The 11931-nt window shown below is 67.8% G+C and carries 11 protein-coding genes; 1 reads left to right on the forward strand and 10 read right to left on the reverse strand.

Features of this window, described 5'->3' with window-relative positions; translation table 11 throughout:
* Positions 1-13: 13 nt before the first annotated feature.
* The 3 genes from ACIA12_RS09090 to ACIA12_RS09100 all read right to left on the reverse strand — a co-directional run bounded on the left by ACIA12_RS09090 (position 14) and on the right by ACIA12_RS09100 (position 2488).
* Complete coding sequence (locus tag ACIA12_RS09090) at positions 14-1132, reverse strand: TerC family protein (RefSeq protein WP_396366381.1); 1119 nt, start codon at positions 1130-1132, stop codon at positions 14-16.
* Between the two features lie 268 nt (positions 1133-1400).
* Positions 1401-1751 (reverse strand): MmcQ/YjbR family DNA-binding protein, encoded by a 351-nt coding sequence (locus tag ACIA12_RS09095; protein WP_396366382.1) that lies wholly within the window; start codon positions 1749-1751, stop codon positions 1401-1403.
* A complete protein-coding gene (locus ACIA12_RS09100) occupies positions 1751-2488 on the reverse strand; it encodes an SDR family NAD(P)-dependent oxidoreductase (protein ID WP_396366383.1) in 738 nt (245 codons plus the stop codon). The genes ACIA12_RS09095 and ACIA12_RS09100 overlap by 1 nt, the downstream gene beginning before the upstream one ends.
* Before the next feature lie 132 nt (positions 2489-2620).
* Between ACIA12_RS09100 and ACIA12_RS09105 the strand changes: the two genes are divergently transcribed.
* The gene (locus ACIA12_RS09105; protein ID WP_396366384.1) at positions 2621-3550 is read left to right on the forward strand and encodes a nitrilase-related carbon-nitrogen hydrolase; all 930 of its coding nucleotides are present in this window, start codon (positions 2621-2623) and stop codon (positions 3548-3550) included.
* A gap of 1072 nt (positions 3551-4622) precedes the next feature.
* Here ACIA12_RS09105 and ACIA12_RS09110 read toward each other — a convergent pair.
* From ACIA12_RS09110 to coaE, 7 genes are all read right to left on the reverse strand, one after another.
* Entirely contained in the window at positions 4623-5000 is a 378-nt protein-coding gene (locus ACIA12_RS09110; RefSeq protein ID WP_396366385.1) for a hypothetical protein, read from the reverse strand.
* Between the two features lie 60 nt (positions 5001-5060).
* Complete coding sequence (uvrB, locus tag ACIA12_RS09115; RefSeq protein ID WP_396366386.1) at positions 5061-7166, reverse strand: excinuclease ABC subunit UvrB; 2106 nt, start codon at positions 7164-7166, stop codon at positions 5061-5063.
* 66 nt (positions 7167-7232) lie between these two features.
* Positions 7233-7997 carry a hypothetical protein gene (locus ACIA12_RS09120; RefSeq protein WP_396366387.1) on the reverse strand — a complete coding sequence of 255 codons (765 nt, stop codon included), beginning with the start codon at positions 7995-7997 and terminating at the stop codon, positions 7233-7235.
* A gap of 13 nt (positions 7998-8010) precedes the next feature.
* Entirely contained in the window at positions 8011-8937 is a 927-nt protein-coding gene (locus ACIA12_RS09125; protein WP_396366388.1) for a hypothetical protein, read from the reverse strand.
* Positions 8934-9995 (reverse strand): hypothetical protein, encoded by a 1062-nt coding sequence (locus tag ACIA12_RS09130; protein ID WP_396366389.1) that lies wholly within the window; start codon positions 9993-9995, stop codon positions 8934-8936. The genes ACIA12_RS09125 and ACIA12_RS09130 overlap by 4 nt, the downstream gene beginning before the upstream one ends.
* Complete coding sequence (locus ACIA12_RS09135; RefSeq protein ID WP_396366390.1) at positions 9992-11203, reverse strand: PrsW family glutamic-type intramembrane protease; 1212 nt, start codon at positions 11201-11203, stop codon at positions 9992-9994. Before ACIA12_RS09135 ends, ACIA12_RS09130 begins: the two co-directional genes overlap by 4 nt.
* A gap of 81 nt (positions 11204-11284) precedes the next feature.
* Entirely contained in the window at positions 11285-11899 is a 615-nt protein-coding gene (gene coaE / locus ACIA12_RS09140) for a dephospho-CoA kinase (RefSeq protein WP_396366391.1), read from the reverse strand.
* Between the last annotated feature and the right edge of the window lie 32 nt (positions 11900-11931).

Below are 11931 nucleotides of genomic sequence, written 5' to 3' on the forward strand. Positions count from 1 at the left end.
GGTGTTTTTTGAGCTAGGACTTCTTGGTGTCGGACTGCTCCGGAGCCTTCAGGCTTTCGAGCTCCGCGCGGGTCGCCTCGTCCAGCTCGCCGCCGCCCGCCTGCGCCGCGTCGGCCTGCCTGCCAGGCTCGGCATCAGCCGGCTCGACTACTGCGGGGGCGGTCGCCATGTTGCGGGACTTGTGGAGGCTGAGCAGCGTGGTGATGCCGAGGGTGACGATGATGAAGCCGAGGGAGACCCAGATCGGGATCTCCGGCGCCCACTCGATGTGGTGCCCGCCGTTGATGAACGGCAACTCGTTCTCGTGCATCGCGTGCAGGACCAGCTTCACGCCGATGAAGGCGAGCACGACCGACAGCCCGAGCGACAGGTAGACCAGCCGCCGCAGCAGATCGCCGAGCAGGAAGTACAGCTGCCGCAGACCCATCAGCGCGAACACGTTCGCGGTGAAGACCAGGAACGGCTCCTGGGTCAGCCCGTAGATCGCCGGGATCGAGTCGAGCGCGAACAGCAGGTCCGTCGTACCGAGCGCGATGATCACGATCGCCATCGGGGTGACCAGGCGCTTGCCGTTCTGCTTCACCGTCAGCTTGACGCCGTTGTACTCGTCGGTCGCGTTCAGCCGCTTCTTCGCGAACCGGATGACCGCGTTCTCCTTGTAGTCCTCGTCGTCGTTCTCACCCTGCTTGGCCAGGTGGATCGCCGTGTACACGAGGAACGCGCCGAACAGGTAGAACACCCAGGAGAACTCGTTGATCGCGGCCGCGCCGACGGCGATGAAGATGCCGCGGAAGAACAGCGCCAGGATGATGCCGACCAGCAACGCTGTCTGCTGGTACTTCCTGGGCACCTGGAACCTGGCCATGATGATCAGGAAGATGAACAGGTTGTCGACGCTGAGGCTGTACTCCGTCAGCCACCCGGCGAAGAACTCCCCGGCGTACTCGCCGCCGGAGAAAACCCAGACGCCGAGCCCGAAGACGACGGCCAGCGAGACGTAGAAGACGATCGCCCGGGCCGATTCCTTGGTACTCGGTTCGTGCGGGCGGCGGCCGATGATGAAGACATCGAAGGCCAGCAGGGCGAGCAGCACCCCGACGGTGATGTACCAGACGTAATCGGCAACGTGCACAGGAAACCTCCGGAGCTCAGACGAAAATCGGACTCCGAAGGTCTCTTCCGCCTGGCTCGATCAGTCGGGCCTGGCCGGCGGCACCGGGCGTGGGGACGAACCCTTGACCGTGATGACGATACCGCCGCGAAAGGAATACTCCCCTTCAACTGTCTCTATTCTGACTGCTCGGTGTCCGAGTTTCCAAATCGAACCCGGCTATGAACCCTGTCACCATGATCACCTCGCGCGACGGGAATATCTTGCGTGAGCAGTCAGGTTGCGTCGATTACACCTGTGGCCGCCTGGATTTCGGCAGCTTGCCGACGATCGTCTCGTACGACGCGTCGATCAGCTCGAGGATCTCGTCGTCGGGCACCGACCCGGCGAGTCGTACGGTGTTCCACCCCGACCGCCCGATGTACGCCGACTTGCTGACGTCGCCCGGATAGGTGTCGACCAACTCGTCGGCCTCCTCGCGGTTGTTGCCGCACTTCACCCCTACCGCGCTCCCCGACCCGAGGAACGCGAAGATCTTGTCCCCCACCTTGGCGACGACGTCGCCTTCCCACGGCTCGTCCTGCCAAGCCCCCGGCTTGGCCAGGCAGTGCTCCAGCAAGTCCGCCCCGGTCAGTCTCATCACAAAATGCTAAGCCCGCCGTCAGCGACGATGACAGTGCCGGTGATGTAGCTGGAGCGCGGCGAGGCCAGGAACAGAGCCACCTCGGCGATGTCCTCCGGTGTGCCGGGCCGAGCGACGGGCCAGGATGCGCTCACCTGTTGCATTGCTTCCTCGGGGAAGGTCTCCAGGAGTTTGTCGGTGCGGATCAGGCCTGCGCAGATGGCGTTCGACCGGACTCCCAGCGAACCGAACTCGACGGCCCACGCCCGGGTCATCGACTCCAGTGCGCCCTTGGTGCCGCTGTATCCCGAGGCGACCTCCATCCCGAGCCGGGCACCCGTCGAGGAGATGTTGATGATCGTGCTGCCCGCGCCCATCTTCGGTGCGAGGGCGGCCGTCAGGAAGTACGCGCTGCGCAGGTTCACGTCGTACATCCGCTGGTACTCCGCAGCCGTCAGCGCCACCGTCGGAACCATCGGGTAGAACCCGGCGTTGTTGACCAGGATCGCGATGTCGCCGGCCTCGTCGGTCAATCGCTCCAGGTCGTCCAGCTCACCCAGATCAGCCGGTACGAAGGTCGCCCGACCGCCGTCGCCCTCGATCAGCGCGACCGTCTCGGCGCCGAGTTCGGCCCGTCGCCCGGTGACGACGACCTCAGCTCCGGACGCCGCCAGACTGCGCGCGATGGCCCGTCCGATTCCCGACGTGGCTCCGGTGACGAGGGCCCGCTGGCCGGCCAGCTCCTGAATGCTCATCGATCGAGCGTAGGGCCGCCGCCAACACGTCGTACCGACTCGCCGACCGCCGCCCACGAACTGCTCAGAAGCGGTTTCGGGCAGGGCTCCGTCGCACCCGAGCTCTGCCCGTCGACGGCGTACGCTCCGGGGATGGCATCCGTCGTCGTAGCTGCTGTTCAGGCTGGGTCTGTTCTCTTCGATACCCCTGCCACCGTGGCGAAAGCCGAGCACTTCATCCGCGAGGCGGCCTCGGGCGGGGCCCGGCTGGTGGTACTGCCGGAGGCGTTCATCGGTGGCTATCCGAAGGGCGTCGACTTCGGGGTGACGGTCGGTTCGAGGTCCGCCGAAGGTCGCGACCTCTTCCGCCGCTATCGCGAGGCCGCGATCGCAGTACCAGGCCCCGAGACCGCCCGACTAGCGGAACTGTCCGCCCAGCTAGCCGTCGATGTAGTCGTCGGCGTGATCGAACGCGATGGCGGCACCCTCTACTGCACCGCCCTCTTCTTCACAGCCACCGACGGCCTGACAGCCAAGCACCGCAAACTCCTACCCACCGCCGCCGAACGCTACCTCTGGGGCCAAGGCGACGGCTCGACCATGCCCGCGGTCCAGACCGAGTACGCCGTACTCGGCGCCGCCATCTGCTGGGAGAACTACCTCCCGCTGTTCCGCCAATCCATGTACGCCAAGGGCATCGACATCTGGTGCGCCCCCACAGTCGACGACCGCGACCAATGGCAAGCGACGATGCGCCACATCGCCTTGGAAGGTCGCTGCTTCGTAATCAGCGCCAACCAGTACCTGATCCGCGCCGACCTCCCCCCAGACGTCCACCCCATCCAAGGCGGCACCCCCGACACCATCCTCATCAACGGCGGCAGCACCATCATCTCCCCCTTGGGCGACATCCTCGCTCCCCCCGCCCGCACCACCGAAACCGTCCTCCTAGCCGAACTAGACCTCTCCGACCGAGACCGCTCATTCCTAGACTTCGACCCAGTAGGCCACTACTCCCGCCCCGACATCTTCACCCTCACCACCAACGAATCCCCCCAACACACAGTCAGAAAAGCCGACTGACCCCCACCGCTCCCCACCGGCCCGCACGCCAAGCCCACTACCGCCACCTTCACCATCAGCCGACGCCTTCCCACCAGCCGGTACGCCGAAGTCGCTGCCGCTGGCTTCGTCTTCAACTGCCAGCTAGCTTCCACCCGCACCCGCTAGGCCCGGCATACCCATCCGACCGACGGGTGGAAGCAGCAGTTCCCAGGCCCGGCACGCAGGTGACACTCCAACCGCCGCCAGCCCGCCAGCCCGCACGCCGAACCCACCGGCACCCCGGCCCGCTACCGCCAGCAGCCGACAGCCCACCAGCCGGTACGCCGAACCCGCTGCCGCCGGCTTCACCATCAGCCGGCAGCTTCTCACCAGCCCGTACGCCGAACCCTCTGCCGCCAGCTCCGCCTTCAACTGCCAGTTAGCTTCCACCCGCACCCGATGGACCCGGCATACCCACCCGACCAACGGGTGGAAGCAGCAGTTCCCAGGCCCGGCACGCAGGCGACACTCCAACCGCCGCCAGCCCGCCAGCCCGCACGCCGGCACCCCGGTCCACTACCGCCGGCTCCACCACCAGCCGACAGCTTCCCCACCAGCCGGTACGCCGACCCCATCGGCACCCCGATCCGCTACCGCCAGCTCTACCACCAGCCGACAGCTCCCCACCAGCCCGTACGCCGAAGTCGCTGGCGCCGGCCTCGTCTTCAACTGCCAGTTAGCTTCCACCCGCATCCGATGGACCCGGCGTATCCACCCGACGAGCGGGTGGAAGCAGCAGTTCTCGGGCCGGGCGTGCAGGTGACACTCCAACCGCCGCCAGCCTGTACGCCGAACCCGCTACCGCCGTGTTCCTCTTCAACTGCCAGCTAGCTTCCACCCGCACCCGACGGACCCGGCATACCCACCCGACCAACGGGTGGAGCCAGCAGGTCCCAGGCCCGGCACGCAGGTGACACTCCAACCGCCGCCAGTCCGCACGCCGGCCCCGCCGGCACCCCGGTCCACTACCGCCAGCATCACCATCAGCCGACCGCTTCCCACCAGCCGGTACGCCAAAGCCGCTGCCGCCGTGTTCGTCTTCAACTGCCAGCTAGCTTCCACCCGCACCCGACGGACCAGGCGTACCCACCCCGACCAACGGGTGGAAGCAGCAGTTGTCGAGTCCAGTGCGCAGGTGACACTCCTCCGCCGCCAGCCCGTACGCCCGACCCCACCGGTACCCCGGCCCGCTACAGCCCAGCTCCACCACCAGCGACAGCTTCCCACCAGCCCGTACGCCGAGCCCGCTGCCGCCAGCTTCACCATCAGCCGGCGGCTTCCCACCAGCCTGTACGCCGACGCTGCTGCCGCCGGCTTCGTCTTCAGCTGCCAGTTGGCTTCCGCCCGTATCCGATGGACTCGGCGTACCCACCCCGGCCAACGGGTGGAAGCAGCAGTTGTCGGGTCCGGCGCGCGGGTGAGATTTCACAGCCGTCGAGCCCGCCGCCAGCGCGGGCTCGGCGGCTGGGCCGACGAGGAGGTGGGGCTGCTACTTGGCGCCGGCGTTGAGCATTTGGCGTAGTTCCTTCTTGAGTTCTGAGATTTCGTCTCGGTAGCGGGCAGCTACCTCGAACTGGAGTTCTGCGGCGGCGTTGTGCATCTGGTCGGTTAGTTGCTGGATGAGGTCGGCGAGGTCGGAGGACGGGAGGCCGCCAGCCAGCTCGCGGGCCTTTTCGCCGGCCTTTAGTTTGCCGCCGCCGGGGACGGGGGCCTTGCCGCGGGACTGGGTGCGGCCGTTGCCCAGGAGTTCGGCGGTGTCGGCGTCCTCGCGGGCGAGCATGTCGGTGATGTCGGCGATCTTCTTGCGCAGTGGTTGCGGGTCGACGCCGTGCTCGGTGTTGTACGCGACCTGGATCGCGCGGCGACGGTTGGTCTCGTCGATCGCCTGCTCCATCGACGGGGTGATCTTGTCGGCGTACATGAAGACCGCGCCCGAGACGTTTCGGGCCGCACGGCCGATCGTCTGGATCAGTGACCGGCCCGAGCGCAGGAAGCCTTCCTTGTCCGCGTCGAGGATCGCGACCAGCGACACCTCCGGCAGGTCGAGGCCCTCTCGCAGCAGGTTGATGCCGACCAGTACGTCGTACTCGCCCATCCGCAGCTCGCGGAGCAGCTCGACCCGGCGCAGCGTGTCCACCTCGCTGTGCAGGTACCTGGTCCGGATCCCCATCTCCAGCAGGTAGTCGGTCAGGTCCTCCGACATCTTCTTCGTCAGCGTGGTGACCAGCACCCGCTCGTTGCGCTCGGTCCGGATCCGGATCTCGTGGATCAGGTCGTCGATCTGGCCCTTGGTCGGCTTCACGATCACCTCGGGGTCGATCAGACCCGTCGGCCGGATGATCTGCTCGACGTGCCCGTCCGACTTGTCCTGCTCGTACTGCCCGGGAGTCGCCGACAGGTAGACCGTCTGGCCGATCCGCTCCAGGAACTCCTCCCAGCGCAACGGCCGGTTGTCCATCGCCGACGGCAGCCGGAAGCCGTGCTCGACCAGCGTCCGCTTGCGCGACATGTCGCCCTCGTACATCCCGCCGATCTGCGGCACGGTGACGTGCGACTCGTCGATCACCAGCAGGAAGTCCTCGGGGAAGTAGTCCAGCAGACAGTGCGGCGCCGTTCCCGGCTCCCGCCCGTCCGTGTGCCGCGAGTAGTTCTCGATGCCCGAGCAGGTGCCGATCTGACGCATCATCTCGATGTCGTACGTCGTCCGCATCCGCAGCCGCTGAGCCTCCAGCAGTTGTCCGCCGCGCTCCAGCTCGGCCAGCCGCTCCTCGAGCTCGGCCTCGATGCCGGCGATCGCGCGCTCCATCTTCTCGGGCGCGGTCACGTAGTGCGTCGCGGCGCCGATGTAGAGCTCGTTCTCCTCGCTGAGCACCTCGCCGGTCAGCGGGTGCAGCGTCATCACCCGCTCGATCTCGTCGCCGAAGAACTCCACCCGGACCGCCAGCTCCTGGTACACCGGGAAGACCTCGAGCGTGTCGCCGCGGACCCGGAAGGTGCCGCGGGTGCCGGCCAGGTCGTTGCGCGCGTACTGCACGCCGACGAGCTTGCGGAGCAGACCGTCGCGGTCCATCTCGTCGCCGACCTTCACGTGGATCATCCGGTTCAGGTACTCGTCGGCCGAGCCCAGACCGTAGATACAGGAGACGGTCGCCACCACGACCACGTCGCGCCGGGTCAGCAGCGACCAGGTCGCCGAGTGCCGCAGCCGCTCGACCTCCTCGTTGATCGAGGAGTCCTTCTCGATGTAGGTGTCCGTCTGCGGGACGTACGCCTCCGGCTGGTAGTAGTCGTAGTACGAGACGAAGTACTCGACCGCGTTCTCCGGGAAGAAGTGCCGCAGCTCGGTCGCGAACTGGGCGGCCAGTGTCTTGTTCGGTTGCAGGATCAGCATCGGCCGCTGGATCTTCTCCGCCAGCCACGCCATCGTGGCCGTCTTGCCCGTACCAGTGGCGCCCAGCAGCACCACGTCCTGCTCGCCCGCGTTGATCCGGCGCTCGAGCTCGGCGATCGCGGCCGGCTGGTCGCCGGCCGGTTCGAAGTCGGACACGACCTTGAGGGGCGCGACCATACGCTGGAGATCGGTGACCTGTCTCATGTCACCCACCGTACGACGCCCCGCCGACAGTTTCCGAAAATCCGCCCACAGCGGAGCCCGGAGCCCCTAGGAGTAGCTCTTGACCACCGATTCGTTCATCGCGGCCAGGTCCTTGGCCCGCCGGTCGTAGACGCTCACCTCAAGCCCCACGTCGGTCGCCGTGACCTGCCCGTACTGGTCCTCGTACGCCGTCATGAAGCCCCGGAACGGCAGCAACTTCCCGCTCTTCGTCGGCACGTCCGCGGTATAGGTGATCGTGTAACAGGACTTCAAGACGGGCGCCGCGCACTCCAGCGGCGTCCCCCTGCCGATCTTGACGTTCTTGTACCCGTTCGACTCGATGTCGACCAGGTGCTCGGCGAACCCCTTGGCGTCGTACAGCTGCGTCTGCCGGACCCAGAAGTAGCCGTCGATGAATCCCCGGCGCTTCCCGCCCTGCCGGTTCTCCTGCAGGATCCAGTACTGACCGCCGACCGTCTTGTCCGGTCCCTGCAGCCACCCCTTGGCCGGCGTGAACCAGACGCCCTTGCCGACCTCGACGCCGACGTCGTACGGCCCCTTGGTCCTCGGCGCGGTCGTCGGCGAAGGCGTGAACAGCGTGCCCACCGGCTCCGGGGTCGCACCGGCGACCGGCGTACCGGCGTCGTCGTCCTTGCCGGTCACCATCAGCACCACGCCGATCGCGATCAGCAACACCGCGAGCACGGCGCAGCCCATCACGATCCACTGTGTCTTCGACGATCTGGCCGGCCGGAACTGCGGTCCGATCGGGCCCGGACCCCATCCGCCCTGGACGGGCGGAGGCGGTGGGGTTCGGTACTGCTGGCTCATGTTCGCCCCTCACTCAAAGACTGTCGAGCACCGACTGCTTCATCGCCGCCACTGCCGGATCGGCGGTCGCGGCGAAGTCGGCCCCTGCCTGGTAGTCCAGTGCGGTGACCACGCCGTCCTTGCGCCGGTACGCCGCCACGTCGCCCTTGATCGAGGCGCCCGGGGTCGGGGTGATGGTGTAGGAGAGCGCGACGCACTCCACCAAGACGTCCTTGGGGCACTGCAGGTTCCGTACGTTGTCGAGCTTGGCGATCTTGTCCTTGGTCTCGCCCTCGACGATGCCGACCACGAACGCGTTCGCGGTGACGTTCTGCTTCTGCCGGACCCACAGGAAGGCCCGGGGCGCGCCGTCCGGCCCGTAGATGGCGACCTGCTTGCCGTTCGTCTCCTTGGCGACCACGTTCCAGCCGGGCGCCGGCACGATCGAGACGCCGAACTGCACCGGCAGCGCGTTCGACGGCGGCGTGTACGACGGTGCCGGCGTGACCGTGGGGACCGGGCCGGGGTCGGCGGCCTTGTCGTCTCCCCCGGTCAGCAGGACTAGCGCTACAGCGACCAGTACTACAACAGCGAGCCCTGCAGCGATGGGGATCGCCACCGGCGGCAGCTTGAACCCCTTCTTGACCGGCTCGGGCCGACGCAGGGACGGCGGACCCACTCGATCGCCCCACGGCGCGTCGGTCTCAGTAGCACCCTGTACTCCGGTGCCGCCCGCCGCTGGTGGAGTAGTGCCCGCCGCATCCCACGTGGACGGCGCAGACCCCGCAGTACCGGCGCCTGGCGTGTCCCAGGGGGACGGTGGACGAGCGGGGACCTCCAGCGACCAGGGGGACGGCGGTAGCTCCGGCTCCGGGGTGGTGGACTCGTCGTCCTCCTCGGCGCCGGTCTTCCGCACCCACGGGTTGCGGGGTGGCTGGCCTTTGTCGCGCTTGTTGTTCACTGGCTCTTGATCACCGAATCCAGCATCGTGGTGACGGCCTTCTGGACGGCGTCCTTCTTGTCCTCGCGGCCGTACACCTGAATGATCGTCAGGACGCCGTCCTGGCGCTGGATGACGCCGACCAGGCCGACCACCTTGAGCGTGCCGCTCTGGCTCGTCGACACGGCGGTGTAGCTCTGCGACGCCAGGTACTTGACGTTGCCGGCGGTGGGCGAGCTCTCGAACGGCTTGTTCTTCTTGACCTGGTCCAGGCCCTTCGTCTCGACCGTGAACAGGTTCGCCAGCGCCGACGCCGGGGTCTCGCCCGGGTTCGGCTTGAAGGCGTTCACCATGAAGTACGCCTCGCCCTTGTTGAGCAGGTAGACGCCGGTGTACTTCGCGAGCGACTCGCGCTTGTAGCCGGGCGCCGGGGTCACGCGGACCCCCTCGGCGACGTCGATGCCCGTGTCGTCGGCCGGCGTACTGGGCTCGTTGCTCGGCTCAGTGCTCGGCTGGGTGGCGGTGGGGACGCTCGGCGACGCATCGATCTTCTTGTCGTCGTTGCCACCGAATACGAACGCCAGCACGACACCGATGACAGCTACCGCGGCGAGACCTCCACCGGCGAGCAGCAGGATCTTGTTCGGTCCTTGCCGGCCACCACCGCTGTACTGCGCGCCCGGCTGCCCCCACTGCCCCGGGTACTGCTGCTGGCCGGGGTAGCCCGGCTGCTGCGGATACCCCTGCGGCGGCTGCTGCCCCTGGTACGGCGCCTGCCCATACCCAGGCGGCGGCCCATGCTGAGGCCGGCCCTGCTGAGGCTGGCCCTGCTGAGGCGAACCCTGGTACGGAGGCTGCCCCGGCTGTCCATACCCCGGCGGCGGCCCCTGCGGCGGCGGCCCCTGGTACGGCGGCTGGCCCGGCTGTCCGTAGCCGGGCGGCGGTCCCTGCGGAGGCGGTCCCTGCGGAGGCGGTCCCTGCGGAGGCGGTCCCTGTGGCGGCCGCCCGTACCCCGGCGGCGGGCCCTGCGGTGGCTGCTGCCCCGGCTGGCCTCCGTACGGCGGTTGCTGGTTGCTCATGCCTGCGTCTCCCCAGTCATCCCGTCGTAGCCGACAGCCGGCGCGCTCCCCTGCACCGCCACACCGCGCTCGGACTTCGGCACGGAGCGGACCGAGTTGCCACAAGCGGAGCAGAAGTCCGAGTGCGGCAGCAGCGGCATCTCACAGCGCGAGCAGAACGCCAGCTCACCCGACGCGTGGTTCGACCCACCACGGGCGGCCGACTCGAGGGCCGCCTCCAGCAGACCCTTGTGGAGCACTGTACGGACGCGAATGATCAGCGCCCCGAGCAGCACCAGACCCCAGAGCACGCCGAGCACCGCACCGATCGTCGAGCCGTGCCCGCCGACGAAGCCGAGCAGGTACACACCGCCCTGGAACAGCGCGTTCACCACCATCGCCTGGATCAGGCCGGCCACCCAGCGCGGCGTGAACCCGTCGTACTTCTCCCCCAGCCCGGAGAACTCCGCCACCGCGAGACCGGTCGCCGATCCGTAGATCAGCGGTTTCACGAACCCCTGCAGCAAGACGACGGAGATCCAGGTGCCCGCGCTGCTGCCCGGACCGGCGAAGCCGCCGCTGATCCAGCCCCAGTGCAGTACGAGCGTCTCGAAACAAGCGAAGCCGACACCGGCCACCACGCCGAACGTGAAGCCGTCCATCAGGTCGTCGTACCGCGGCCGCGAGGCGAGGTAGAGCGGGCCGATCTGCCGGATCAGCTCCGAGACGACCGGGACGAGCAGTACCAGGATCAGCAGGTCGCTCCCGGCCGGACTCGCCGCGTTGCCGCCGATCAGGTCGGTCGACAGGCCGATCTTGTCGGACCACAACCAGGTGAACACCGCGGCCAGCACACCGGTCAGCACGAACGCCGCGGCGACCACCGGGACCGGCTCGTCCTCCCACAGGTTCACGTCGTAGATGTAGAGGATGTAGACGATCGGGATGGCGAACGCGGCGATCATGATCGCGACCGGCAGCGCGCCGAGCGCGGCCGTCACCACGGTCAGCAGCAGCGCGATGCCGAGCGCGACCCGGTAGGTGTACGGCTGGCGGCCCGCGCCCTGCGGCATGATCGTCGAGACCAGCTTGAACGAAGCCACCGGCTCGTCCGGTCTGGCCGCATAGGCCTTCTTGCGCTCGGCGTCCCCGGTCTGCAGATCGTTGCCACAGTGGTGGCAGAAATGCGATACCTCGGGAACGTCAGAGCTACAGCGCGGACACTCCACGCCACCCTCCCAACCTCGGACTTGCGGACCGGGAAGATTCTCCAACAGCTCGGCCCGGAATCATCATTTCGGGCCCAAGGGTCACCCTTTCGTGGCCGGACCGTGTCCTGCTCGGCTCAGCAGTCCGGGCCAGAGCTCGTCGATCCGGGCGTCCAGCTGTTCGAGACTGCCGGCATTGTCGACGACCAGATCCGCGACCGCCAGCCGCTGCTCCCGCGTTGCCTGGCTGGCGATCCGGGCCTTCGCTTCCTCGTCGGTCATCCCACGATCCCGGGTCAGCCGCTCGACCTGTACCTCCGGCGGCACATCGACCACCAGCACCAGATCGAAACTGCCGCCCTGCCCGGTCTCCACCAGCAAGGGAATGTCGTGCACCACGACAGCATCCGCCGGCGCCGCGCTCTCGATCTCAGCCGCTCGCGCTCGTACCCGCGGATGAATGATCGCCTCCAGCTTCCGCCGGGCAACCTCGTCCCCGAACACGATCCGCCCGACCGCCGGCCGATCCAGCTCTCCCTCAGCAGTCAAGACGTCGCCGAACACCGCGACCACCTCAGCCAACCCATCAGTGCCCCGGGCAACCACCTCCCGGGCCAGCACATCCGAGTCGATCACCACGGCACCCCGGGCCGCCAGCCGCGACGACACGGAGCTCTTGCCCGACCCGATTCCTCCGGTCAATCCGACTCTCAGCACGCAAGCACCGTACAAGGACGAGACCCCCGCAC

The sequence above is a fragment of the Kribbella sp. NPDC051620 genome (assembly GCF_044453825.1).
GTDB lineage: Bacteria > Actinomycetota > Actinomycetes > Propionibacteriales > Kribbellaceae > Kribbella.